The organism is Xylanibacter sp. (genome assembly GCF_057607445.1).
The window spans coordinates 241,033-265,633 of the sequence record NZ_DBLZAX010000001.1; the positions used below are offsets into that span (position 1 = coordinate 241,033).

Sequence of the window (24,601 nt, forward strand, 5' to 3'; positions counted from 1 at the left end):
GCAAGGAAGGATGAGACTTGATATGGCCTGATGATGACGGACTTACGTTTATCTCTTTCCCTTGAAAAACTCCTGCATGAGGGTTCTGCATTCCTCCTCAAGCACACCGGTAGTAACTTCGGCTTTAGGGTGAAGAGCCTTTGGAGCGTAGATGTGAAATCCGCGCTTGTCGTCGCTTGCACCGTAAACCACTCGCTTTATCTGTGCCCAGCCGATGGCTCCGGCGCACATGGGGCACGGCTCAACGGTTACGTAGAGCGTGCAGTCGGTGAGATACTTGCCGCCCATGAAGTTCTCGGCAGCCGTTATGGCCTGCATTTCGGCGTGTGCAGTTACGTCGCACAGCGTTTCTGTAAGGTTGTGGGCACGCGAAACTATGCGGTCGTTACACACGATGACGGCTCCTATAGGTATTTCGCCGGCCTCTCCTGCCGCCTCGGCTTCGGCCAGAGCCTTGCGCATAAACTGTTCGTCCTTCTTCTGTTGTGTCTCCTGCTTGTTGTCTTCGTGGTTGTTAAAGCCGTTGTTTGTCATATCTTTGTTTTTGTGCAAAAATACAACATTTCGCAATAACAGCCTTTGATGTATAGCAGAAAAGTTGTATTTTTGCATTACAGCCGCGGCATTGCAGTTGCTGAAGACGTTGCTGCACGGCGGCTCAACATTTCAAAACAACATGAAAAACTCATGGCAGAGCATAACAATATAGGCCGTTGGGGCGAGCAGAAGGCAGCCGAGTATCTTGAGCAGCACGGCTTCAGGATAATATGGCGCGACTGGCGCGACGGCCACCGTGACATTGACATTGTGGCAATCGACGCTGACTGTCTGGTGGTTGTTGAGGTGAAGACCAGGCGCAATGCCGACTTTATGGTGCCCGAACAGGCTGTCGACGCCCGAAAGATACGCAACCTGAGTCTGGCTGCGGCAAAGTTTGTCAGGGCCAACAACATCGAGATGCCCGTGCGCTTCGACATCGTGTCGGTTACGGGCGTGCCCGGAGGGCCGTGCGAGATTAACCATATTGAGGATGCTTTCTTACCCCTGTCTTATTGAAAAATGGAAGATATAAAGATAATAAAGGTTGACGAAACCAGCTCGACAAATGTTCTTATGCGCGAATACTCCGGCGAAGAAGGCCGGCTTATGACCGTGGGCGTTGCCTCCTTTCAGTCGGCAGGGCGCGGTCAGGGCGAAAACAAGTGGGAGAGTGAGCGCGGCAAGAACCTTACGTTCAGCATAAAGGTTTATCCCGTGGCGTTGCCGGTTATGCGCCAGTATGTCATGCTCGAGACCGAGTCGTTGGCCATACGTGACGCTCTTGCCGGATATGTCGACGACATCACGATAAAATGGCCGAACGACATTTACTGGCGCGACAAGAAAATCAGCGGAACGCTCTCTGAATGTACTATCAGCGGAAGCCACGTAGGCAGCTGTATTCTCGGCACAGGCATCAATCTCAATCAGCGTGAGTTTGTGAGCGATGCGCCAAATCCGGTATCGTTGTCTCAGATATTGGGCCGCGACATTGACGCCGATGAGGTGCTCGGTGTGCTTCTCCGCCGTTTCGAGGTTTATCTCGGCATGGTCAATGAGGGCCGTTATGACGAGGTGGCGTCGCTTTATTCTGCCGCTCTCTATCGCCGCAGCGGCCGTCATGCCTATAAGGATGCCGGCGGCGACTTCATGGCGGAGCTTGAATGTATCGAGCCTGACGGTCATCTTGTTCTTCGGCGCGACGACGGCAGCCTGAGCAGATATGCGTTTAAGGAGGTGAAGTATGTTTTATAATGAAGTAGTTAAAGTAGTTAGAAGTAGTTAAAGGAGTTAAAGTCATATGCATTGTAGATAAAAACATTACTGGTAAGACAGTAAATATTATTTTTAACGCAGCATCAATTTTTAATTATACAAATATTGCTGACTGCACAGAATAAAGATATTGTCACAAAGCACATACAGCAACAAAGCATATGACTTTAACTCCTTTAACTACTTCTAACTCCTTTAACTCCTAAACGATAAATAATTAATGACTAAATAATTATGGCAAAGTACAAAAGAATTTTATTGAAACTTAGTGGCGAAAGCCTGATGGGAAAACAGAACTTCGGCATCGACCCGGAGCGTCTCGGCGACTATGCGCGCCAGATAAAGGAAGTGCACGAGATGGGCGTGCAGATTGGTATCGTTATCGGAGGCGGCAACATCTTCCGCGGACTCAGCGGTGCCGGCAAGGGCTTCGACCGCGTTAAGGGCGACCAGATGGGTATGTGCGCAACGGTTATCAACTCGCTCGCACTCAGCTCTGCTCTCGGTGCTGTAGGCGTAAAGACAAAGGTGATGACGGCTATACGCATGGAGCCGATAGGTGAGTTCTACAGCAAGTGGAAGGCCATTGAGGCTATGGAGGCAGGCTATGTGTGCATATTCTCTGCCGGAACAGGTTCTCCTTACTTTACAACAGACACAGGCTCGTCGCTCCGCGGTATTGAGATTGAGGCCGACGTTATGCTCAAGGGCACACGCGTTGACGGCATCTACACTGCTGACCCGGAGAAGGATCCTACTGCAGTGAAGTTTAAGGACATCACTTATGACGAGATTTATACACGCGGACTGAAGGTGATGGACCTTACAGCCACAACAATGTGCAAGGAAAACAACCTGCCTATCTATGTGTTCAACATGGACGTTGTGGGCAACCTGAAGAAGGTTATGGACGGCGAGGAGATTGGTACGCTGGTTCACAACTGATAGCATTATAAATGCACAAGCCGCTTACGCTGCTGTCTTATTTGCATCTTTTTTATGCTTGAACGGCAGGCAGCACTATCGTAGGCGGGCACATCCGTTGAAATCGAGGATGTATCTTCATTAATATAAAAAAGAAGCCGTTGCCTCTTTGCGCATAAATGTCTGTGCTTGAGGCAACGGCTTTTTCTTTTTTTTATGTCTTAAATGGCTTACATGTCGAGAGTAATGCCCTTGTTGTCAATCTTCTTATATTCTTTTCCGTTCACTGTTACGTTTGCAGAGTTACGTGCGCTGAAGGTCTTTCCCTTCGACTTGACGTTGATGTCCTGCAGCTTAACGCCGTCAGTGTTGTTGATTACGATACCCTCTTTGGCGTTGTTTACCTCGAGGTCGGTTATCGTTATGTTCTTCACCGGCATCTCGGGTAGTCCGTTGAAGTAGGCTGCACGGCGTGCTGTGCGGCATATTACATGGTTGATGTTGATGTCGCGGAAGCAAGGTGTTGTCTCGTCTACCTTTATCTTCTTCACGTTCTGCTGCTTTGCCTCGTCGCCGTCGGCAAGAGCCTCTACGGCCGACTTGCCTCCGTAGTAGAGGTCGAAGGTTATTGCGTCGGTCTGAATGTCGAACATTGAGATGTTGTTGATGTAGATGTTCTCAACCACGCCGCCGCGTCCGCGTGTGCTCTTGAAGCGCAGACCCACGTCAGTGCCGAGGAACTGGCAGTCGGAAACATAAATGTTCTTCACGCCGCCGCTCATCTCGCTGCCTACAACAAAGCCGCCATGGCCCTTGAACACGGTACATCCGTTAATCAGCACGTTCTCGCAGGGTATTCCGCGCTTGCGTCCGTCGGCGTCCTTACCGCTCTTGATGCAGATGCCGTCGTCGCCAACGTCAAATGTAGAGTTCACAACCAGCGCATTCTTGCACGATTCAAGGTCGAGTCCGTCGCCGTTCTGTGCAAATGCCGGGTTTCTTACCTGCACATCCTCTATCAGCACATTCTCACACATCAGCGGATGAATGTTCCATGAAGGAGAGTTCTGGAAGATTACGCCGTTGAGCCATACGTTCTTGCAACTTACGAGGTTTACCATCACGGGGCGCAGGAAGTGTCTGATGCTATGCCATTCGGCGTCGCTCAGATTACCCTTGGGCACGTTCATGTTGCTCATTGAGTCGCCTTTAAGCGCACCTTCAGAAGGGAACCAGAACTTAGGGTTCTTGAATGCTCCGCCGCGTGAAGTAAACTCTTTCCATTGCTTGTCGGTAACCTTCTCGCGTTTCACCGGGCGCCAGTATTCGCCGTTGCCGTCTATCACTCCGGCTCCGGTTATCGCCACGTTTACAAGGTTGTGGCCCGATATGGGCGACTGGCAGCGGCGTGTGTTCAGTCCTTCGAACGACGCATCTATAAGCGGATAGAGGTCGATGTCAGGCGAGAACAATATCACTGCACCCTTGTTGAGGTGAAGGTTGATGTTGCTCTTGAGAGTTATCGGACCGGTGAACCACACACCCTGCGGCACAACGAGCTTGCCGCCGCCCTTTTTCTCAAGTGCCTCAATGGCCTTGGCAAAAGCATCGGTACAGAGCGAAGATCCGTCGCCTTTAGCTCCGAAGTCTTTCAGGTTAACCTCGTTGTCGGGAAACACGGGGGCTGTAACCTGTTCCATCTTGAAGGGCAGATTCTCATACAGACAGCTGTATTTGTCTGTGCCGGTGGCGCTTGCACCAAGTGTAAGCAGGCATGCGCACACCAAAAAGAAGATTTTTCTCATTTATTTTTATTGGTTTAAGTTAGTAGATTCATGTAGTTTTATTATTTCCGGGACGGCCGCAGGAGCTATTTCTCCTCTTCATAGTCGACATATTCTCCTTCGTTTTTCGAGAATATCTTGCGGTTCATCTCGTCGGGCGTGCGCCGGTCGATAATTATTTCGTCGTCGCCTGATGTCTGTCGGTACTGCTGCCGGCCTTGTCCGTACTGCTGCCGGTCCTGTCCGTTGCCGTTGTCCTGGCCCCTGAAGCCCTTAAACTGTTTCTTCACACTGTGGAAAGTGCGGTATATCTTGTAGGCAACCACGCCTACGACGATGAATATTCCGAGCAGTATTATGAATAAGAAGTTTAATAAAGCAGCAATCATTATTTGTTCTTTGAATTAAGATAAACCGATAATATTACATACCATGCGATTATTATGGCGAAGGCCGAGATGCCGAAGATGATGAGCAGCGGCACGCAGGTTATAAGGAAAATGTATTTAACCTCATTGCCTTTCCATCCACATTGCTTAAACTTAAGGGCAAACATCGGTATCTCGCTCACCAGCACATAGCTGCAAAGGAAAATAAGCAATATTACGGCCGGCACCATCCACGGCGACGACTCGAGCACGTCGGCAGCTCCCACGATGAGCGAGCCCCAGAACAGGGCGTTGGCCGGCGTGGGCATGCCTATGAACGATGTGGTCTGACGCTCGTCAAGATTAAACTTGGCAAGGCGCAGCGCCGAGAACGCAGCCATGACGAAAGCCACGAAGGGCAGCACCGGGCGCAGCGGCTCGAGAAACGACGGATAGTCCATCACGCCGAGCTGATAGAACACCATCGTGGCCGGCGCCATGCCGAACGTGATGTCGTCGGCAAGCGAGTCGAGCTCCTTTCCGATGGGAGACGACACCTTTAGCAGGCGTGCGCTCATGCCGTCGAAGAAGTCGAACACGGCACCCAGGATGATGAACGTCAGCGCCATCTTGGGCTGTCCGCCGAAGGCGTAAGCCGTAGCTATGCAGCCCGAGATAAGGTTGCAGCACGTGATAGTGTTCGGAATATTTCTTACTATGATGTTTGCCATAACGTAGCGTAGTTATCGGCCGTGTACTTTCATTCGCAGAAAGGGCGGCTGTTATGTTTATTTAAGCCGTGCAATAATCGTGCGGTTGCCTGTTGTAGCCTGTCCCATCTTCACGCAAACCTCAGTTCCGAGTGGCAGATACACGTCAACGCGCGAACCGAACTTGATAAATCCGAGATGCTCGTCGATGTAGCAGTCTTCTTCAGGCTTGGCGTAGGTTACGATGCGTCGTGCCACCGCACCTGCTATCTGGCGGCACAGCACTTCGGTGCCTTCGGGAGTCTCGAGCATCACATCGGCGTGCTCGTTCTCCTCGCTGGCCTTTGGCAGCCATGCCTTGTGGTAGTTGCCGTTCTGATGATGAACGAATTTCACTTTGCCGTCAACCGGGAACCAGTTGGCGTGAACGTTGAACAAGCTCATAAAGATGCTTATCATGAGACGTTTGTCGTGAAAGTACTCATCTTCAAAAACCTCCTCGATAACCACCACTTTTCCGTCTGCCGGAGCCACTACCACCTTCTCGGTCTCGCCGTCGAAGTAGCGCTTGGGGCATCTGAAGAAGTTTACCACTATGGAATAGATTACGCCGAAGACGACGACAAAGCTCCAGAACGGAATTTTGTTGTCGACATAGAACCACAGAATCAAGGCTATGGCCACAAACGCAGTCAGTCCGTAGACCAGCGTGTCAGTGCCCTCTCGATGAAGTCTTACATTCTTAAGTTTCTTTATTCTTTTTCCCATAGTAAAGTTTGAAGTGGAAAATTATTTGCAAAGGTACGCCTTTTTTGTGTAATTGGCAAATTTTTTGCATTATTCTTTAATAAATACACATTGTCCGGCAGCTGCGGCTTAATCGGCTGATAGTTCGATTTTTATTGTTTGCTCCGCTGTCCTGTTGCGGTTTTCGTTCTCGTTTGCTCCTTCTTCGGGTGTCCGGCTGAAGCGGCCGGGGCATGTCCTTGTTTCAGCTTTCGTGTGTCATGCATTTTATGTTTGATGTCAGGTGTCGCCGGTGTGAAATGTGATGCTGTGCGGATTCACATTGTCGCGATATTAGCCATGTCGCCTTACATTCTGATTTTGCCTGACGCTCTCATTCTGAAGTATTTGAAAATAAAAATAATTCGGACGGAAATATGGGCTGAAATCGTGTGCAAACATAAATGTGTTGATGTCAGAGTGTTGCATGGCTATGGCGGTTTGTGTGCATAAAATTTAGCCTTAAAACGGCTGAAATGCCATGAAATTCGGGCAAAAACGGCTACAAACCATAATGCCGGACGAGGCTTTTCAACTTATAAAAGGTGCCCTTTCGCTGTGTAAGAGCATGCCTTTCGATGAATTGTCTGCCGCTTTACGGTCTTTCAGGCATGTTTTTACGCCACGGCGTTTCTATTTCGTCTGAAAATCCAGACATAATCATGATGACACAATGCAATGATAATGGCCGGTTTGCCTGTCAAAGTAACATCTCCGTCAACGCTCATGGCTGCTGCCGTGCGTGTGTCCGTGCGGTTGTCAGGGCGTGTGCGTGCATGTCGTATAAATATAAAAAACAATCTGCATAAGATAATTTTCACATTATTATTTTGGCTGTTTCAGTTTTTCAGAATAACTTTGACGCTCTAAAAGCGCAAATGTAGTTTATGCAAGATTTCATCCATTTACACGTACATACTTATTACTCCATTCTTGACGGACAGTCGAGCGTGCAGAAACTTGTAGACAAGGCTGTGGCCGACGGCATGAAGGGCATGGCCATAACCGACCACGGCAACATGTTCGGCATAAAGGAGTTTTACAACTACTGCAAGAAAGTCAACGGCAAGCTGAAGGCCGAGGGCAAGGAGCCTTTCAAGCCCATCTTCGGCTGCGAGATGTATGTGGCGCGCCGTACAAAGGACGACAAGGAGAAAGAGAAGGGCGACATGGGCGGATACCACCTCATTGTGCTTGCAAAAAACTACAACGGATACAAGAACCTTATTAAGTTGGTTTCGCGCGCGTGGGTAGACGGCTATTACATGCGTCCGCGTACCGACCGCGCCGATCTTGAGAAGTATCACGAAGACCTCATCGTCTGTTCGGCATGTATAGCCGGCGAGGTGCCTGCAAAGATTCTCAAGGGCGACATGGAGGGGGCACGCGAGGCCATAGAGTGGTATCACCGCGTGTTCGGCGACGACTATTATCTCGAGCTTCAGCGCCACAGAGTCACCAATCCGCATCAGCGCGCCAACCGCGAGACTTATCCGCTGCAGGTGCGCGCCAACAAGGCTCTGATGGAGCTGGCGGAGGAGTATGGCATAAAGACCGTATGCACAAACGACGCCCACTTCGTTGACGAAGAGAACGCCGAGGCTCACGACCATCTGCTCTGTCTGTCTACGGGCAAGGACCTCGACGACCCTAACCGTATGCTCTATTCAAAGCAGGAGTGGTTTAAGACGCGCGAGGAGATGAACGCCGTGTTCAGCGATGTGCCCGAGGCACTTAGCAACACGCTCGAGATACTCGACAAGGTTGAGACCTACAGCATTGACCATGCACCTATCATGCCGTTCTTCCCCATACCTGAAGAGTTTGGTACGGAGGAGGACGTGCGCCGAAAATATTCAGAGAAACAGCTCTACGATGAGTTCACTACCGACGAGAACGGCGAAAATCCGCTGCCGCCCGAAGAAGGCGAACAGAAGATAAAGCGCCTCGGCGGCTACGAAAAGCTGTACCGCATAAAGTTTGAGGCCGACTATCTGGCCAAGCTTGCCTACGACGGAGCAAAGCGCCTGTATGGCGACCCGCTGCCCGAGGAGGTGGCAGAGCGAGTGAAGTTTGAGCTGCACATCATGAAGACGATGGGTTTCCCCGGCTACTTCCTTATCGTGCAGGACTTCATCAACTCGGCGCGCGATGAACTCGGAGTGATGGTTGGCCCGGGACGTGGCTCGGCTGCCGGTTCGGTTGTGGCCTATTGTCTGGGTATTACGAAGATAGACCCTATTAAATACGACCTTCTGTTTGAGCGTTTCCTCAACCCCGACCGTATATCGTTGCCCGATATCGATACCGACTTCGATGACGACGGACGCGGAAAGGTGCTCGAATGGGTGGAAGACAAATACGGACACGACAAGGTGGCGCACATCATCACCTACGGCACCATGGCCACAAAGAACTCTATTAAGGACGTGGCGCGTGTGGAGAAGCTGCCGCTCGACGTGTCTAACCACTTGTGCAAGGCCATCCCCGACCGTCTGCCCGACGGCCTGAAGATGAACCTGCCCAACGCCATTAAGTGCGTGCCCGAGCTGCGCGAGGCTGAGGCAAGTCCCGACCCGCAGCTCAGCAATACGATAAAATATGCAAAGATGCTTGAGGGCACCGTGCGCGGAACGGGTATACACGCCTGCGGAACCATCATCTGCCGCGACGCCATCAGCGACTGGGTGCCCGTCAGCACGGCCGAAGACAAGTCGGACCCGGGCCACAAGCTCCTTGCCACACAATACGACGGACACGTCATCGAGGAGACCGGACTGATAAAGATGGACTTCCTCGGACTCAGCACATTGTCCATACTTAAGGAGGCTGTAGAGAACATACGCTTCACGCAGGGCATAGAGGTAGACCTCGACAACATACCTATCGACGACGAGCTTACCTATAAGCTCTATCAGGAAGGCCGCACCGTGGGCACATTCCAGTTTGAGTCGGCCGGCATGCAGAAGTATCTGCGCGAGCTTAAGCCTACCGTATTTGAGGACCTCATAGCCATGAACGCCCTCTATCGCCCCGGACCTATGGACTACATCCCCTCGTTCATTGCCCGAAAGAACGGCAAGGAGGAGATAAAGTATGATATTCCCTGCATGGAGAAATATCTGAAGGACACTTACGGCATCACGGTGTATCAGGAGCAGGTCATGCTTCTGTCGCGTCAGCTTGCCAATTTCACCCGAGGCGAGAGCGACGCCCTGCGTAAGGCCATGGGTAAGAAGAAGAAGGACATAGTCGACGCCATGAAGCCTAAGTTTATCGAGGGCGGAAAGAAAAACGGACACGACCCGAAGGTGCTCGAGAAGATATGGGCCGACTGGGAGAAGTTTGCTTCTTACGCCTTCAACAAGAGTCACGCCACGTGCTATTCGTGGGTGGCTTATCAGACGGCCTATCTCAAGGCCCACTATCCGGCAGAATTCATGGCAGGCAACATGAGCCGATGCCTTAACGACATAACGAAGATAACCAAACTGATGAACGAATGTCAGGCCATGGGCATAGCCTGCATGGGTCCTGACGTTAACGAGAGCCGCCAGAAATTCAGCGCCAACAAGAAAGGCGAGGTGCGCTTCGGCCTCGGAGCCATCAAGGGCATGGGCGACGCCGCTGCTCAGGCCATCATCGACGAGCGCGAGAAGAACGGACTGTATAAAGACATATTCGACTTTGTGCAGCGCGTCAATCTCTCGGCCGTTAACAGTAAGGCGCTCGAGAGCCTTGTGCTCAGCGGAGCGTTCGACGGCTTCAAGATTAAGCGCGAGAGCTTCTTTGCGCGCAATCCTGACGGCCGCACGTTCCTCGAAACCCTTATGCGCTACGGACAGGTGTATCAGCAGGAGAAAAACGAGTCGCGTCAGTCTCTGTTCGGAGCGATGGAAGAAGTGGAGATAGCCACGCCCGCCATACCTCAGGCTGAGTCGTGGAGCGCCATAGAGAAGCTTAACCGCGAGCGCGACCTCGTGGGCATATACCTCTCGGCACATCCGCTCGACGAGTTTGAGTTTATCCTCAAGAACCTTTGCAACACCCAGTGTCAGGAGCTCAACGACCGCATCGAGCTGTCAAAGAAGCAGGAGGTGGTGCTGGGCGGCATAGTCACGGCCGTTAGAAGCAAATACACCAAGACAGGCAAGCCCTGCGGCTTTGTCACCATTGAAGACTTCGACGGCTCGGGCGAACTTGCCCTGTTCGGCGAGGAGTGGGGCAAGTGGCGCGGAATGCTTATCGAAGGCTGCACGGTCATGGTCAAGGCACAGTTTGTGCAGCGCTTCCGCAACAGCGACATGATGGAGATGCGAATAACCGACATACAGTATCTGCAGACCGTAAAGGACACACAGATAGAGAAGATAACCATATCGCTCGAGGCTGACAAGCTGGACGACACCACCGTGTCTGACCTTGTTACGATAATAAAAGACGCGCCGGGCACCACGCAGCTGTTCTTCCAGGTGCGCGAGACGAGCAACAGCAAGCCCTTTGTGCTGCGCAGCCGCAAGGAGAAGATAGACATCAGCAAGGAACTGATATCCTTTATTAAAGGATGCGAGGCGCTCGACTATAAAATAAACTGACAAATATAATTGCCCGCCACGATGTGTGACAATTGGCCGCAAAGGCTCTGTCAGAGAAAATATGGCATAATGTTTGTTGGCAAAACAGTAGAAGACAAAACCTAATTATTAACATAATAAATTACAAAAGAAAGATGGAAAAAATTACAACAGAGAACTTTGAGAGTCTGAAGAATGGCGCACTGCCTTTAGTAGTTGATTTCTGGGCTACATGGTGTGGTCCTTGCCGTGCCATCGCACCTATCGTTGAGGAGCTGGCTAACGAGTACGAAGGCAAGATCGTTGTTGGTAAATGCGACGTAGAGGAGAACGACGACATCGCCATGGAGTTTGGCATCCGCAACATTCCTACAATACTGTTCATCAAGAACGGTGAGGTTGTAGACAAGTTTGTAGGTGCAACAACAAAGGCAAAATTGCAGGAGAAGTTTGAGTCTCTGCTGTAATAACACGCCTGAAGATATTTTTTAAGTGCGGAGCGGCTTTAATGTTATTAATGCCGTTCCGCATTTTTTGTATGTCATAGCATGGCTGCGTGCATGGCACGGGCAGGGGGCGGCGCTTTGTGATTTTGTGTTTTTCTGAAAAAAAAGCAACTGTGGCATGCAGTATTTTAGTCCTTTTTATATCATATATAAAGGGCACCTGCGGCGCCCGGCACGTAGATATGGAAACAGAAGAACTTGTCAGAAGATGTAAGGATGGTGACAGAGGCGCCTTGGCGCTTCTGTATCAGACCTATTCCGGCAGGTTGTTCAGGCTTTGTGCAGATATCGTTAAAGATAAAGACGCTGCCCAGGACCTGCTCCACGACGGCTTTATCATAATATTCTCGTCGATAGGCTCGCTGCGCAGTCCTGCCCGCCTTGAAGCATGGATGAGCAGGGTGATGACCAATCTTGCCGTGAAACATCTCAACGACAGAAAGAACCGGCCTGTGGCCGGAGCTGTGGCAGACGTGCCGGTTGAGACTGAAGAAGGGCAGGGCGGGTGCGACATTCCGTTTGATGAGCTTATGCACATGATCGACATGCTGCCCGAGGGCTACCGCAACGTGTTCCGCCTGTCGGTGCTCGAAGGCCTGTCGCACGACGAGATAGCCCGTATGCTAGGCGTCAGGCCGCGCACGTCGTCATCACAGTTGCTCAGGGCACGTGTCAGTTTGCAGAAGATGATAACGGCCTACAGAGCCCGCCTCGTTCTGCTTTTGGCCGCAGTGGCCGTTTCGGTAGTGACGTTATTGCTCCGGCAGCCGTTCAGACGGACAACCGGAGTTGACGTGGCGTCTGTCGGCACAACCCGTCATGCAGCCGGTGGCAGCTGCGCAGGCCCCGTGGCAGATATGCATGCCGCCCCGTCGGCAGACGGAAATGTCGTGCAGAGTCTCCATGCCGAAGACTCTCTTGGCGCAGGGCTTTGTCTGGCTTGTCCTGCCGACACCTTGCGTGCTGATGCCCTTGCCGAAAGTGTTGACGCCCTGTGCCGCATTGCCGGCAGCGGATCGGCCGTAGCCGTTGAGCCGTCGCCAGTCATGGCAGATGTGGCTCCAGCCGACACTTCATGTATTAATGTCACAACAGAGAGCAATGACGGCTGGCTGCTCGGATTCAGTTCGATGATGGAAAGGGCATCGGACGTGATAATGCCGCGCATAATCGAGGTTATAGAACATGCTGTAGGCTCGGGCACGAGGGTGGAGATTGAAACCTGGGAGCAGCTCGTACATTATCTCACTTATGATGTCGGCGAGAGTCTTGACCCGATAGAGCGCGACGTTCTTCTGCGCATAGCGCTTATGAACAGCGGCAAGATTGTTACGCACAAGAACTATGAAAAGCCGCTGCAGCTGGGGCTCAACTTCAACCGGCGTCTGTCTGACAGATGGAGCCTTGACATGGGACTGCGCGTTACACGGCACACCACCAACATGCTTACAGGCAGTTCTGACACTACAAACATCAGCGAGCGTCAGCGCATATTCTATGTCGGCATACCCGTAAATGCCACTTACACGTTTATGAGGCGCGGCCGTATGTCTGCCTATCTGACTGCCGGCATGGCTATTGACGTTCCGTTCAGTGCAAAGTCAGACAAGCTTTACAACATCGACGGAAAGACTGAGTTCTGCAGGTCTGTTAGCCTTGGCTTCACCGGACTGCAGTGGTCTGTGGGTGCTGGCGTCGGCATGGCTTATGAGATAGCGCCGCATCTCGAACTGTTCTTCAGTCCGCGTATAACGTGGTATATCCCTAGCGGCAGCAAGGCAGAAACCCAGTGGACCGGCAAGCCTCTGCAGATATCCCTGCCTTTCGGTATCCGCATCAGTTACTAAGCGCTGTCGGCTTTGAATAAAAAGTTTTTTTTAAAAAACTCGTCACTCATCACATTCCGGTATAACACGCTGACAAACAATGCATTATGGTGTGACGAGTTGAATTTTCAACTCGTCACATCCGTCACATATAGCCATATGAATATGTCGTTGTCCTGATTCCGGTTGACTTCAGACAGGCAATTTCCTGATTAAAGTTGCCTCTGATAAGACTTATTACTGCCGTCTGTTGATTTAAATACCCAAGTTTACATCATATACAGTCCTGTAGGGACACACCCCAGGTGTGTCCAACTCACGCATTACATAAAAATCCTCCGCACGACACAACAAAACATAATCATCTGTTATATAGATAGTTACATTAAAACTTAAATGAATCCTTGGGACAGCGATGAATCCACATTATTCATCAAAATGATATTGCCGGCTATAAAATTTACATGTAATCGGGCTGTGGACGCACCTGGGGTACGTCCCTACGTTTACAACCAACAAAGCTAATGACTTTAACTCCTAAAAAATACCCCCAAAAAGCCCCATGTGACGAGTTGAAATCTCAACTCGTCACACCGTAAAGCCTTGATTTTCATGGGTTTATGCGACATTGTGACGAGTGACGAGTTTTTATTAAAAACTTTTTCCGTTATGCGGTGGGCGATGTAGACGGTATATTCAGGTGTGCTCTTTTAATGTAAAAGCATACCTTTCGCATTGTCGTTTGCCGCATATTGGAGCCTGAAAGGTGCCCTTTTGCATTGCGAAAGGCCGTCTTTTGCAGTGCTTTTAAATCCAAACTTGTTATTATGATTCGGCCTGATTGCCGTTTGTCTTTATAAAATCGGGAAATGCGTGCAGTATTTTCTGCCGGCAGCACTCATTATGATTAGAACAAAAAGACAGAAAATATGCAGGCAAGACATTTGGACAGGCGCCGCTACTTCATGGAAGAGGCGGCAACGACAGAAAAATATTTTATACCATATCTCAGCCGTTTTATAGCTACGAGTGGGGTTAGAGTGCTTGAGGTGGGATGCGGCGAGGGAGGCAATCTGCTGCCGTTTGCGCGCAGGGCGTGCCGTGTTACGGGTGTGGATATGTCGGAACTGAGAATCAGACAGGCGCAGACTTACTTCAGGGAAGAAGGTGCCGCGGCTGAGCTGGTGTGCTGCGACATACTTGACTACGACTGCCGTGGCCGCAGCTTCGACCTTATCATAATGCACGACGTGGTGGAGCATGTGCCCGACAAGGCCGCACTGCTGTCAAAGCTCAGCTGCATGCTGGCTCCGCATGGTGTAGTGTTTGTAGCCTTTCCGCCGTGGCAGATGCCTTTTGGCGGCCATCAGCAGATAGCCCGCAGCCGGTTGCTGTCGCGCATGCCGTTTGTCCATCTCCTGCCTCGTGCCGTTTATGGGCAAGTGCTCAGGTTCTTTGGCGAAGACGACTTCACCGTAGGCGAACTGATGTCAATAAGGCAGACGCACTGCACGGTAGAGACTTTCAGCCGTATTGCGGCGCGGGCGGGGTATGCCGTGGCCGACATGCGGCTGTGGATGATAAATCCTCACTATGAAACCAAGTTTGGCCTCAGGCCGCTGGTGCTGCCCTCGCTGCTGCGCATGCTGCCGTATGTCAGAAACTTTCTTTCCTCGTCGTGCTTCTATGTGCTGCGCCGCAGCTGACGCCGCTTCCGGCGTTAGGGGCAGGTTCAGAACGTGGTGCCCTTAAAGATATTGCTCCGCTCAGGCTTCCACAACATTCCGCTCAGCGTCAGTTTGTTAGAGTTGAAGTTGGGCTGTATGCTGACGGTAGCCTTGTTGGCATCCTTCCATAGCGAAATGAACAGCTGCGCCGATATGCCTTTGCCCGATACGTTCAGCCTTACGTAGGTGTTGCCCTTCTTGTCGGAGCTTACCTTATAGCCCGTAACGATGCCCTCGAGCGTTATTCCGCCCAGGCCGTTGAAGCCCGACACCGGCACGTTGAACGCCACCTGCACGATGGCATTGCTGCCACTGACTGCCACAAAGTTGGTGCTTGCGGTTACGTGTGCCGTATATCCGCGCTTAAACTCCACTTTGTCGGCCTCTATCGTAAACGCTGTGTCGTTTATTGCCTGCACGGCTTCGGCGTTCAGGGCGCTGTCTATGCGTGCCTCCATCAGTTTTCTCTCCTTCTTGCTGAGCTTCCTGTCCTGTGTCCCGTTTTGTGCCATGGCTGCATACGCTGCTGCCACGAACATTATGAATGTTATTATTGTTCTCATGACGTATAAGTTTTTTTAGTTTGTCTTTTATTATAATAATCCGTAAAACCACGAAAACGTGCATTGCGGCAGGTGAAAAATAGCTAATAATGACGAACGGATATTATCCGGCTGTATGTTTGTCTGTTACCGTCGTTTCTTTGTGTCACAGTCAGTATTTCTTTCTGTTTCCATGCCGTAAATGCAGGCTGTAGCTTTTATTGTTTTCCAAATATACAGAATTATTTCAGAATAAAATGTTAGTTTTGTGTAGTTTTTTGGCCGTAGCTGCGTCTAACGGTTAAAAGTAACTTAATTATTCGGATAAGATAATGGAAACAACGGAGAAACAATTTGCGCAGATTGTGCGGGAAAACCGCAGCACGATATACACAGTGTGCTATATGTTCTCGAAGGATGCCGACGAGGTGAGCGACCTGTTTCAGGAGGTGCTCATCAACCTATGGAAGGGTTTTGCGGCTTTTGAGGGCAAGAGCGACATAAGGACATGGATCTATCGCGTGAGCCTTAACACGTGTATTTCGGTCGACCGTAAGAAGAAAAGGCACAAGACCGTGCCGCTGTCGATGAGCATCAACCTGTTTGAAGACAACGATGCCGACACGCGCCAGGTGCAGTTGCTGTATAAAAGAATCAACCGCCTCGGACCTTTCGACAAGGCTCTGGTGCTGCTTTGGCTCGAAAACCTGAGCTACGACGAGATTGGGGCGGTGATGGGTATATCGGCAAAGAATGTTTCGGTTAAGCTCGTAAGGATAAGAGAGTTGCTCAAAAAAATGTCAAACGATTAAAGAAAGGATTCTGTTATGGAGAATATTATAGACAACAACGGACTTGAGGAAATGAAGGCGCAGATGGCCATCCTGAAAAACAAGATAGAAGGGCAGACCATGCTTAACGAGCGCCTGATGAGGCGGGCGATGAACGACCGCATGTCGCTGGTAAGGCGTATGGTGGTTTTGGATGTGGTTATGGTGATAGTGTGCATTGCTGCTATGTATGCTTTCATGGAACTGTTTGGCTTGTCGCTGCTGTTCTTTGTGGTGAGCGTTGTGCTGTTTAGCTGGTGTCTGGTGTCCTCTGCCTATATCAACAGGATAAAGGAGAGCGAACTGCTTGAGGGCGACTTGCTGAAAACAGGCGAAAAGCTGGTAAGGATGAAGCGTCAGCGTGTGCGTCTGATGATGATTAACCTTCCGCTTGGTTTGGCATGGGCTGCATGGTACGGCTATGAGATGATTAGTTTAGAGACAGCAAGGGGCGGCAGTCCGCGGAGCATGATTGTAGGTCTGTGTGTAGGCTTTGTCGTAGGAATAATCCTCGGACTGATGATGCTCCGCAAGATGCAGCAGGCTAACGACATCGTGATACGGCAGATTAAGGAGATGAAGGATTTATAGAAAATATTTTTGTGTGGTTGATAATATAACAGAATCCGGTGAAAGGCATTAATGATGTTTGCCTTTCACCGGATTTCGTTATGTTGCGAAATGCTTTATTCTGGTTGTTTTTTCAGAACTTAACCACGCGGCTTCCGTCTTCCTGTTCCTCGATAGTTACCTTTGTGGCGTTTTCGGGCAGCAGATCTTCTATCAGTTCGGGCCATTCTATGAAGCAGATGCTGTTGTTGTAGAAGTATTCTTCATATCCCATGTCATACACCTCTTCAATTTTCTTTATTCGGTAGAAGTCGAAGTGATAGATTGTGTCGCCGGTTGTCTCTGACGTGTATTCGTTGACGATGGCGAAGGTGGGCGACGTTATGACGTCTTCAACCCCCATACACTCGCATACGGCCTTGATGAATGTTGTCTTGCCGGCGCCCATCTTGCCGTAGAAGGCAAAAACGTTGCTGCGTCCCATGTTGTCGACAAACTGTTTTGCCGCATGCTTGATGTTTTCAATGTTTTCAATTCTTATCTCCATATTGTTGGTGTTTTTACGTTTCGTTATATTGTCTTTTCACCTTGTTCCCTTGCTTGCCTTCCTGTCCGGTTGCCTGGTTTAGCGCTTGCGCGCCTTCAGGGTTATCAGTGGCACAATCATCTCTTCGAGGGAGATGCCGCCATGCTGGAACGTGTCTTTATAGTAAGACACGTAGTAGTTGTAGTTGTTGGGGTAGGCAAAGAACGAGTTGCCCGTGGCAAACACGTATGATGTGCTAAGGTTGGGGGCGGGCAGCTGTGCCTTGTGCGGCTCCTTTATCACGAACACTTCCTTTGCGTTGTAGTTGAGATTCTTGCCCAACTTGTATCTCAGGTTGGTGTTTGTGTTGCGGTCGCCTATGATTTTCACCGGCTTAGATGCCCTTATGCTGCCGTGGTCGGTGGTTATCACTACGGTATAGTTGCTCTGCGACAGCAACTTGAACAGGTCTGCCAATACCGAATGGCGAAACCAGCTTAGCGTTATGCTGCGGTAGGCCGACTCGTCGTTGGCAAGCTCGCGCACCATTTTCGACTCTGTGCGGGCATGGCTCAGCATGTCGATGAAGTTGATTACCACCACGTTGAGGTCGTTGGCCTCAAGCTGGTTGAACTTCTGTAGAAACTTGTCGGCGCCAGCCGAGTCGTTAATCTTATGGTAAGAGAACGTGTCGCGGCGGCGGAACCTTTCTATCTGTGTTCTTATCAGCGGCTCTTCGTTGAGGTTCTTGCCTTCTTCCTCGTCTTCGTCAACCCACAGCTCGGGAAACATCTGCGCTATCTGCACGGGCATCAGTCCGCTGAATATCGCGTTGCGGGCATATTGTGTCGCGGTTGGCAGAATGCTCATGTAGGTCTGTTCGTCTATGTCGAACATGTCGCCTATCTCCTGCGAGAGCATGCGCCACTGGTCGAGGCGGAAGTTGTCGATGACAATCATGAACACCTTCTCGCCGTTGTCGAGCATGGGGAATATCTTTTTCTTAAATATGTCCATGCTCATCAGCGGTCTGTCTTCGTTGTCGGCCTGAGTGTTCTTTGGCGCCTGCCTCATCTGGCTTAGCCTTAGCGTGCCGCGGCTTGCTGAAGATGCGCCTGTCTGTTGTGGCGCAACCCAGTCCATATAGTTTGCCTTTATATATTTTGCGAAGCCGTTGTTGGCCTCTTCCTTCTGCATGTTAAGCATTTCGGTCATGCTGCTGTCGGTGCTGCTGAGCTCCAGTTCCCAGTGGACAAGGCGCTTATAGACGTTCATCCAGTCGTTGTATGTCTTGCAGTCGCTTATCTGCAGGGCTATGTCCTGGAAGCTTTGCTGATAGCCGCTCTGTGTTATTTCGGTTACAATCTCCTTGCGGTGAATGTTCTTTTTGAGCGTAAGGAGTATCTGGCTCGGGTTGACCGGCTTTATCAGATAGTCGGCAATCTTTGAGCCTATGGCCTGGTCCATGATGTTTTCCTCCTCGCTCTTGGTTACCATAACCACCGGCGTGGCGGGCGATATTTCTTTGATGCTCTGCAGGGTCTCCAGTCCGCTCAGGCCGGGCATCATCTCGTCGAGCAGAATAAGGTCGAAGGTCTTCTGCCGGCACTGGTCTATGGCGTCGGTGCCGTTGGTGACTGTAACCACTTCGTAACCTTTCTTCTCGAGAAAAATGATATGCGCGCGTAGCAGTTCTATCTCGTCGTCAACCCAAAGTAATAATCCGTTGCTCATGTTACTCCTTTCTTTTTGTTATGCTGCCCTTGTCAGGCAGACGGTTGCAGTGTCCTTTTCATGACAGATGTCGCAGCAGTGTTGCGGCAGTTCGGGTATTGCATCAGAAGCCGTCGAGGTCGTAATATTCGTCCTCAAGGTCGTATCCGTTCTGCTTGTTGTTGCTGTCGTTGCCGTTATTGTTGTTAGTGCTGCTGTTAGCATTGCTGTTTCCGGTGCCGGTGTCGTCGCCAAAGTCGAATATCAGCTCGTCGGTATCGTTGGCTGCCGGCTCCTCTTTCTGCGGAACGGCAGGCACAGGCTGCTTAGTCTGTTGCGGCTGTTCGGGCTGCTTTTGCGGCTCGACGGCGTCTGTCATAACGTCTGTCTGTGCGTTGCCTTGCTGTGTCTGGCTTCCGGCAGCGTTGCCGTTGGCATTCGTGTCGTAGACATCTGTGCTTATTTCAAATCCCTGTGAGTCTTGCGTAGCGGGCTGATCAGTCTGCGGCTCAGGCTCAATCATGAAGCTGTTGTTGTCGGTCTGGGTAGTGCCCTGCTGCGCATTGCCGTTGTTTGTGGCATTGTTCTGCTGCATGTCTGGTATCACTATGCCGCCGTCGTCAGCGTTGCCGCCGGCTTTTTCTTCCTCAACAGGTATAGCTATCGTGTTGTCGTCCTGAGTGCCTGTTGCAGGCGTGTTCTCAGGTTCAACGGGGATGGATATTCCGCTGTCGGCCTCTCCTGTTGCAGGCTGATCATCGTTGATGTATAGACCTTCTTCTATTACGCCGCCGTTATACAGTCCGTCGGTCTCTCCGCCTTCGCCGTTGTCCGGCTTTTCAAACTCTATGGTAGAAGGCTCCGTGAGCAGTCTGACGGTGCTTATGCGCAGCGGAACGAAGTGCTGCTCGTAGAACTTGTCGTAGTCGTTGTAGCTGTATTGCGTTCCGAGCAGTTCGATGTTGCTGTCGCTGATGATTATGGCGCGCCCTTTCTGTGCAAGCTTCATCACCTGCTGGTTTTTGTAGAGCTGGCGTGCATACTGCAGAGCCTCGTCGTAGTTTCTGAATCCGCTCACCATCATGCGGTGCATGCCGTTGAGTTCGTCGATGACGATATCGAAGTTGCGCACGATGAAGTTGGAGAAGTTGAAGCGCGCAAGCTCGAAGAGCAGTTTGTTCTCGTTGAGCGAGTCGGGCGAATAGACCATCATGAACGTGAAGTCGGTGTTGCGCTCGGCTATAAACTTACGCGCGGCGATGGAGTCGCTGTCGCTCAGCACCACCGAGCGGTGTTCCCACACGTCGCCGATGTCGAACTTTCCGCCACGCAGCTGTCGTCCGGCCTTCACTCCGTTGATAATCATTCCGGCCATGGGGCTTACGTCGCTCTGCGGATACTTGCTAACCACCTCCTGCATGTCTGTGAGGCAGCCGTTGCTGTCGCCGCTGTTGAGCTTGCTCAGTCCGCCGATGAATATAAACTTATCGCGGTTGGCTCCGAGCGGGAATCGCTTTGCCGACAGCGACGTGTTGGCGCTTACTTCCTCGTATTTGCCAGCCTTGAAGGCGTTGTATGTGGCAGCATAGAGCGAGTCTTCTATATGTTCGCCGAACTTGGCGTTCTCTTCAAAATAGGGGTCAGACAGCAGAATGGTCCACTGGCTCTTGGGGTAGCTCCGCTTCAGCTTGTCGAGGAATATGTTTGCCTGCGTCTTGTCCTGCCGTCGCGAGTAGAGCAGATAGAGATGATAGAAAGCCTCGTCCATGTTCTCAAAGTCGGGATAACTGTCGGTAAGGCGCCGCAGGGTCTTCTCGCTCAGCGTCAGATTGTCTAGCTTGTCCTTGAATATTATGCCGGCATGGAATAGTCCGTCTTCAATGATCTTGTTGCTTTCGGCCACCTGCTCCTCCGTGAACGGTATCTGCTTGAGATAATATTCGCGCTTGTGCGGATTGTTCTGCGCGCTGTCCATCACGTTTTCGAGCGAGTCGGCAGCAGCCTCTGCCGCCGCGATGGAGTCTCTCATCTCGTCGGTCATTTCGGCAGGATTGTTGTCGAGCGACACGACAGTCTTGTTGACACGCTGCCAGTCGTCCACATTCTCACGCCGTCCCCACATCTTCTGGAACGTAGCCTTACCTTGGCTGACGGCCGTTGGGTTATAGAAGTACCATTTGCCTGACTTGTCAGTGGCGTTGTTGGTCATGTTGTTGGTGTTGTTCATGTTGCCCATTCCGCCCTGCTGCGCCATCTGCTGCTGCGCGTCAAGCTCAGCCTGTGCGTCGCGTTCTTCCTTCTCTTTCTTCTTCAGAGCCTCTATCACGCGGTCGATGGCCTCGTTTCTTTCTTTCTCAGGCATCTTTGCCAGAGCCTGGAGCGAGTCTTGCAGGTGTACGGCATCGGTGTATGGCACTAGTTCGTCCAGCACCTTAGAGCGTTCCGACAGCTGTTCGTAGTCGTCGCGCTCCTTGTCGAGCAGTCCTATTGCCTCGCCATAGCATCTGCCAGCGTTGCTGTAGTCCTCCTTGTCCCAGTAAATGTCGCCGAGAGTAAGCAGCAGCACGCCTTTCTCAATGCCGTTGCGTGTCGACTTGGTGTTGCCCTTCTCGTAGGCGGCAATGGCGTTGGCGGTGTCTTTCTGCAGCATGTATATGTTGCCGATGGCATAATAAACCTGATCGAGATAGTCTTTGTTGTTGTCTGATGCCGCCATGCGCTTCAGGCGCCGTATCATCTTTTTCGACTGTGTGCCGGCCATAACCTCGCTCATTGCGATGCGGGCGTTGAACTCAAGCTCGTAAGGCGGGTTGAGCCTTATCACGCGCTTAAAAGCCTTGTAGGCGTTTTCCTTATGCCCAAGCTCAGCCTCGAGCTGTCCCATCAGATACCACTGACGGGCGCGCTGCTTGCGCCTCATCTCGTGCTTTATCACCTTGCGCAGGTAGGGTATTGCCTCGGCATACCGTCCGGTGTGTATATAATAGTCGGCATAGGTGTAGTCCCATTCCTTCACGGCGCGCCAGTGGAGCGAGTCGCGCTTGATTTTTGTTATCACGTCTTCGGCATCATAAATCCAGCCTTCCTCGATATAGCATTTTGCGAGCCATGCCCTTGCTCGGCCGTAGATGGCGGGCTGGGTGGAGTAGAGGCGGCTCATGTAGGCAAATGTAGACGCAGCCTCGTCGAACGAGCCTTTCATAAACTGAGAGCGTCCCATCAGCATCCACGCCTTCCACAAGAAGGGGTTATACTCCTTGCGGTTAAGCCACTCGATGTCTTTCTCCGTCTTCTTGCGGCTTTTGGTCCATTGAGGCCTTTTCTTTATGCTGTGCAGCTTTATTGCCTTCTGGCTTTTCTCTATAGCACGGTCGAAGTTGCTCTTGCCCAGCTCGCGGCTGTCCTTGTTGCCGACGGTGTAGAGCGGTATCATCTCGGTGAAGTTGTCCTTGTTGCCGTTCTCTTTCTCGAGCGAGCCGTCGATATATGCCAGCGTGCCGTTGTAGTAGGTGTTGTAGCGCGCGTTGAACGAATGCCACCAGCGGCTCTGCGCAGTGTTCTTCTCCGTAGAGCATCCGGCCGTAATGAGCAGTGCTATCAAGGCGGCTAAGGGGATTATATGTCTTGTCTTAATTGTCTTCATAACGTGGCGGCACAAGTGAGCATGCCATGTTTATATAACTTATCGGGAGCGATTTTATTGTCTGCCGCGGCAAAAGAGTCAGCCCTCCATCAGCATTATTGCCTCATCTTTTATCTGGTCGGGCATGCTGATGCCTCTCAGGGTGAGACTTGCCGTCCAGTCTTTTACCTCGGAGGGGCGCATGGTGTAGAGCACTTCGGCAAACTGTGCCGCCTCTTCGTCGGTGTAGGAGTCTGACTTCCTGCCCTTGTAGGCGTCGAGTTCTTCGTCGTCGAAATATTCTATTTCCTTCACGGCCTGCTCCATCACGCAGTCGTGCATGCACGACGCACCTGCCTGTGCGCACGCTGACTCGTTTGCGCATGCAGTGCCGCCTTCAGGCTGTTCGGCTTTTGGCAGACAGCGGCGCACAGCCTTGAGCAGGATGAAGAGCAGCGCCATGGCTGCCAGGCAGATAACGAGCAGGCCCATATTAGGCTCCGGCCTCCTCGCCGATGGCGAATCCGGCCCTCGTAAGGTCGAGCCAGAAGTTAGGGTAAGACTTGCTGACCACCTGCGGGTCGTTTATTCTAAGTCCGGGGATTTTTATTGCGGCAGGCGCAAACGCCATTGCCATGCGGTGGTCTTCGTATGTATTGATGGCTGCGCCGGGTTCGGGCTCGCATCGCGTGCCGTCCCATCTCAGCTCGCCAGGACTGGTTTCCTCAATGACATATCCCAGCTTGCGCATCTCTGTCTTCAGCGCCTCTATGCGGTCGGTCTCCTTTATGCGGAGCGACGAAAGCCCCGTGAAGCAGAACGGCCTGTTCATCATGCAGCAGCACACAACGAACGTCTGCACCATGTCGGGCTGGTTGATGAAGTCGTAGTCGAGCCTGTCTGAAGCCATGCTTATGCGTTTCAGCGTAACCGTGGTGGGCACTCCGGGCTCGCGTGTCTCAAAAATAGTCTTTATGCCGAGCATGCTGAAGAGATATTTTACGGCAGAGTCGCCTTGGCGCGAGCCGTCTGTAAGTCCGGTGAGCTTAATCTCTGACTCCTCGTTGCCGTTGATGGCGAGCATCTCATACCAGTAAGACGCTGCGCTCCAGTCGTTTTCTATGAAGTAGGGGCGTGGGCTGTAGGGCTTCGGCTCCACCTTTATCGTGTCGCTGCCCAGCCATTCTGCCTCTGCGCCGAAGTCGATCATGGTGCACAGTGTAAGGTCTATGTACGGACGGGAGATAATGTCGCCGGTAAGCTTCAGCTCAAGTCCTTTTTCCATTACCGGTGCAACCATCAGCAGCGCCGATATATATTGAGAGCTTACGTCGCCCGGAATTTCTATGCTTCCGCCCTCAAGCTTTTTGCCATTGATGCGCAGCGGAGGATATCCCTCGTTGCCTTCGTAGCTGATGTCGGCACCGAGATATCTCAGCGCCTCCACCAGCACCTTTATCGGCCGCTGCTTCATGCGCTCCGTGCCGGTCAGCAGGTGTGTGCCCGGTGTTACGGCCAGATATGCCGTCATGAAGCGCATGGCTGTTCCGGCAGCCTTTATGTCTATGGTGTCGGGCATGTCGCGCAGTGCGTCTAATATAACTTCGGTGTCGTCACAGTCCGACAGGTTGTCGGGCATTATGCCGTTTCCGGCCAGCGCGTTTATTATGAGTGCGCGGTTGCTTATGCTCTTCGAGGCCGGCAGGTCTATTGTGGCGTTGATTGTTTCAGGTGCGTTAAGAATATATTGCATTGTCAGAAAAATCTGTAATTTGTTG

At 51.5% G+C, this 24,601-nt stretch carries 20 protein-coding genes; 9 read left to right on the plus strand and 11 right to left on the minus strand.

From position 1 onward, the window contains the following. Positions 1-48: 48 nt before the first annotated feature. Positions 49-534 carry a nucleoside deaminase gene (locus ACZMIG_RS01015; protein ID WP_418874726.1) on the minus strand — a complete coding sequence of 162 codons (486 nt, stop codon included), beginning with the start codon at positions 532-534 and terminating at the stop codon, positions 49-51. Between the two features lie 153 nt (positions 535-687). Between ACZMIG_RS01015 and ACZMIG_RS01020 the strand changes: the two genes are divergently transcribed. The 3 genes from ACZMIG_RS01020 (at position 688) to pyrH (ending at position 2,760) form a co-directional block, all read left to right on the plus strand. Further along, complete coding sequence (locus tag ACZMIG_RS01020) at positions 688-1,056, plus strand: YraN family protein (protein ID WP_418874734.1); 369 nt, start codon at positions 688-690, stop codon at positions 1,054-1,056. Between the two features lie 3 nt (positions 1,057-1,059). Continuing rightward, on the plus strand, positions 1,060-1,794 hold the full coding sequence (locus ACZMIG_RS01025) for a biotin--[acetyl-CoA-carboxylase] ligase (RefSeq protein WP_487888865.1): 735 nt from the start codon (positions 1,060-1,062) through the stop codon (positions 1,792-1,794). 255 nt (positions 1,795-2,049) lie between these two features. After that, positions 2,050-2,760 carry a UMP kinase gene (gene pyrH / locus ACZMIG_RS01030; RefSeq protein ID WP_021855137.1) on the plus strand — a complete coding sequence of 237 codons (711 nt, stop codon included), beginning with the start codon at positions 2,050-2,052 and terminating at the stop codon, positions 2,758-2,760. 209 nt (positions 2,761-2,969) lie between these two features. On the opposite strand, the gene ACZMIG_RS01035 is transcribed toward pyrH, so the two are convergent. The 4 genes from ACZMIG_RS01035 to ACZMIG_RS01050 form a co-directional block, all read right to left on the minus strand. Continuing rightward, positions 2,970-4,544 carry a glycoside hydrolase family 28 protein gene (locus ACZMIG_RS01035; protein ID WP_053397375.1) on the minus strand — a complete coding sequence of 525 codons (1,575 nt, stop codon included), beginning with the start codon at positions 4,542-4,544 and terminating at the stop codon, positions 2,970-2,972. Positions 4,545-4,609: 65 nt separating this feature from the next. Beyond that, positions 4,610-4,912 carry a DUF4834 family protein gene (locus tag ACZMIG_RS01040; protein ID WP_302352161.1) on the minus strand — a complete coding sequence of 101 codons (303 nt, stop codon included), beginning with the start codon at positions 4,910-4,912 and terminating at the stop codon, positions 4,610-4,612. After that, positions 4,912-5,622 (minus strand): CDP-diacylglycerol--serine O-phosphatidyltransferase, encoded by a 711-nt coding sequence (gene pssA, locus ACZMIG_RS01045; protein WP_487888866.1) that lies wholly within the window; start codon positions 5,620-5,622, stop codon positions 4,912-4,914. The genes ACZMIG_RS01040 and pssA overlap by 1 nt, the downstream gene beginning before the upstream one ends. Positions 5,623-5,679: 57 nt before the next feature. Next, positions 5,680-6,369: a phosphatidylserine decarboxylase family protein gene (locus tag ACZMIG_RS01050; protein ID WP_021855133.1), complete on the minus strand. Its 690-nt coding sequence runs from the start codon at positions 6,367-6,369 to the stop codon at positions 5,680-5,682. A gap of 905 nt (positions 6,370-7,274) precedes the next feature. Here ACZMIG_RS01050 and dnaE point away from each other — a divergent pair. The 4 genes from dnaE to ACZMIG_RS01070 all read left to right on the plus strand — a co-directional run bounded on the left by dnaE (position 7,275) and on the right by ACZMIG_RS01070 (position 14,999). Continuing rightward, on the plus strand, positions 7,275-10,982 hold the full coding sequence (gene dnaE, locus ACZMIG_RS01055; protein ID WP_487888867.1) for a DNA polymerase III subunit alpha: 3,708 nt from the start codon (positions 7,275-7,277) through the stop codon (positions 10,980-10,982). A 134-nt stretch (positions 10,983-11,116) separates the two neighbouring features. Continuing rightward, the gene (trxA, locus tag ACZMIG_RS01060) at positions 11,117-11,428 is read left to right on the plus strand and encodes a thioredoxin (protein WP_021855129.1); all 312 of its coding nucleotides are present in this window, start codon (positions 11,117-11,119) and stop codon (positions 11,426-11,428) included. A gap of 221 nt (positions 11,429-11,649) precedes the next feature. Continuing rightward, positions 11,650-13,314 (plus strand): sigma-70 family RNA polymerase sigma factor, encoded by a 1,665-nt coding sequence (locus tag ACZMIG_RS01065; RefSeq protein ID WP_487888868.1) that lies wholly within the window; start codon positions 11,650-11,652, stop codon positions 13,312-13,314. A 908-nt stretch (positions 13,315-14,222) separates the two neighbouring features. Next, positions 14,223-14,999, plus strand: a complete 777-nt coding sequence (locus ACZMIG_RS01070; RefSeq protein ID WP_487888869.1) for a class I SAM-dependent methyltransferase — start codon at positions 14,223-14,225, stop codon at positions 14,997-14,999. A 26-nt stretch (positions 15,000-15,025) separates the two neighbouring features. Here the strand turns inward: ACZMIG_RS01070 and ACZMIG_RS01075 are convergent, their stop codons facing one another. Then, the gene (locus ACZMIG_RS01075; RefSeq protein WP_021855126.1) at positions 15,026-15,583 is read right to left on the minus strand and encodes a DUF4251 domain-containing protein; all 558 of its coding nucleotides are present in this window, start codon (positions 15,581-15,583) and stop codon (positions 15,026-15,028) included. Between the two features lie 311 nt (positions 15,584-15,894). Between ACZMIG_RS01075 and ACZMIG_RS01080 the strand changes: the two genes are divergently transcribed. After that, positions 15,895-16,374, plus strand: coding sequence for an RNA polymerase sigma factor (locus ACZMIG_RS01080; RefSeq protein ID WP_021855125.1), 480 nt, complete (start codon positions 15,895-15,897; stop codon positions 16,372-16,374). Between the two features lie 15 nt (positions 16,375-16,389). Continuing rightward, on the plus strand, positions 16,390-16,983 hold the full coding sequence (locus tag ACZMIG_RS01085) for a hypothetical protein (RefSeq protein WP_021855124.1): 594 nt from the start codon (positions 16,390-16,392) through the stop codon (positions 16,981-16,983). 112 nt (positions 16,984-17,095) lie between these two features. Here ACZMIG_RS01085 and tsaE read toward each other — a convergent pair whose 3' ends face one another. The 5 genes from tsaE to ACZMIG_RS01110 form a co-directional block, all read right to left on the minus strand. Next, on the minus strand, positions 17,096-17,509 hold the full coding sequence (gene tsaE, locus ACZMIG_RS01090) for a tRNA (adenosine(37)-N6)-threonylcarbamoyltransferase complex ATPase subunit type 1 TsaE (RefSeq protein ID WP_021855123.1): 414 nt from the start codon (positions 17,507-17,509) through the stop codon (positions 17,096-17,098). Positions 17,510-17,587: 78 nt separating this feature from the next. Then, a complete protein-coding gene (porX, locus tag ACZMIG_RS01095) occupies positions 17,588-19,222 on the minus strand; it encodes a T9SS response regulator signal transducer PorX (protein ID WP_487888870.1) in 1,635 nt (544 codons plus the stop codon). A gap of 103 nt (positions 19,223-19,325) precedes the next feature. Continuing rightward, complete coding sequence (gene porW / locus ACZMIG_RS01100) at positions 19,326-22,844, minus strand: type IX secretion system periplasmic lipoprotein PorW/SprE (RefSeq protein WP_302023427.1); 3,519 nt, start codon at positions 22,842-22,844, stop codon at positions 19,326-19,328. Between the two features lie 78 nt (positions 22,845-22,922). Further along, positions 22,923-23,315 carry a hypothetical protein gene (locus tag ACZMIG_RS01105; RefSeq protein ID WP_487888871.1) on the minus strand — a complete coding sequence of 131 codons (393 nt, stop codon included), beginning with the start codon at positions 23,313-23,315 and terminating at the stop codon, positions 22,923-22,925. Position 23,316: 1 nt separating this feature from the next. Next, positions 23,317-24,576, minus strand: a complete 1,260-nt coding sequence (locus ACZMIG_RS01110) for a 3-phosphoshikimate 1-carboxyvinyltransferase (RefSeq protein WP_021855119.1) — start codon at positions 24,574-24,576, stop codon at positions 23,317-23,319. Between the last annotated feature and the right edge of the window lie 25 nt (positions 24,577-24,601).

Coding starts and splice junctions, on each gene's coding strand:
- trxA (WP_021855129.1), top strand. CDS start 11,117: ATGGAAAAAATTACAACAGAGAACTTTGAGAGTCTGAAGAATGGCGCA.
- dnaE (WP_487888867.1), top strand. CDS start 7,275: ATGCAAGATTTCATCCATTTACACGTACATACTTATTACTCCATTCTT.
- ACZMIG_RS01070 (WP_487888869.1), top strand. CDS start 14,223: ATGCAGGCAAGACATTTGGACAGGCGCCGCTACTTCATGGAAGAGGCG.
- ACZMIG_RS01035 (WP_053397375.1), bottom strand. CDS start 4,544: ATGAGAAAAATCTTCTTTTTGGTGTGCGCATGCCTGCTTACACTTGGT.
- ACZMIG_RS01075 (WP_021855126.1), bottom strand. CDS start 15,583: ATGAGAACAATAATAACATTCATAATGTTCGTGGCAGCAGCGTATGCA.
- ACZMIG_RS01065 (WP_487888868.1), top strand. CDS start 11,650: ATGGAAACAGAAGAACTTGTCAGAAGATGTAAGGATGGTGACAGAGGC.
- pssA (WP_487888866.1), bottom strand. CDS start 5,622: ATGGCAAACATCATAGTAAGAAATATTCCGAACACTATCACGTGCTGC.
- ACZMIG_RS01080 (WP_021855125.1), top strand. CDS start 15,895: ATGGAAACAACGGAGAAACAATTTGCGCAGATTGTGCGGGAAAACCGC.
- ACZMIG_RS01015 (WP_418874726.1), bottom strand. CDS start 534: ATGACAAACAACGGCTTTAACAACCACGAAGACAACAAGCAGGAGACA.
- porW (WP_302023427.1), bottom strand. CDS start 22,844: ATGAAGACAATTAAGACAAGACATATAATCCCCTTAGCCGCCTTGATA.
- tsaE (WP_021855123.1), bottom strand. CDS start 17,509: ATGGAGATAAGAATTGAAAACATTGAAAACATCAAGCATGCGGCAAAA.
- ACZMIG_RS01105 (WP_487888871.1), bottom strand. CDS start 23,315: ATGGGCCTGCTCGTTATCTGCCTGGCAGCCATGGCGCTGCTCTTCATC.
- ACZMIG_RS01110 (WP_021855119.1), bottom strand. CDS start 24,576: ATGCAATATATTCTTAACGCACCTGAAACAATCAACGCCACAATAGAC.
- ACZMIG_RS01050 (WP_021855133.1), bottom strand. CDS start 6,369: ATGGGAAAAAGAATAAAGAAACTTAAGAATGTAAGACTTCATCGAGAG.
- ACZMIG_RS01020 (WP_418874734.1), top strand. CDS start 688: ATGGCAGAGCATAACAATATAGGCCGTTGGGGCGAGCAGAAGGCAGCC.
- ACZMIG_RS01085 (WP_021855124.1), top strand. CDS start 16,390: ATGGAGAATATTATAGACAACAACGGACTTGAGGAAATGAAGGCGCAG.
- ACZMIG_RS01025 (WP_487888865.1), top strand. CDS start 1,060: ATGGAAGATATAAAGATAATAAAGGTTGACGAAACCAGCTCGACAAAT.
- pyrH (WP_021855137.1), top strand. CDS start 2,050: ATGGCAAAGTACAAAAGAATTTTATTGAAACTTAGTGGCGAAAGCCTG.
- porX (WP_487888870.1), bottom strand. CDS start 19,222: ATGAGCAACGGATTATTACTTTGGGTTGACGACGAGATAGAACTGCTA.
- ACZMIG_RS01040 (WP_302352161.1), bottom strand. CDS start 4,912: ATGATTGCTGCTTTATTAAACTTCTTATTCATAATACTGCTCGGAATA.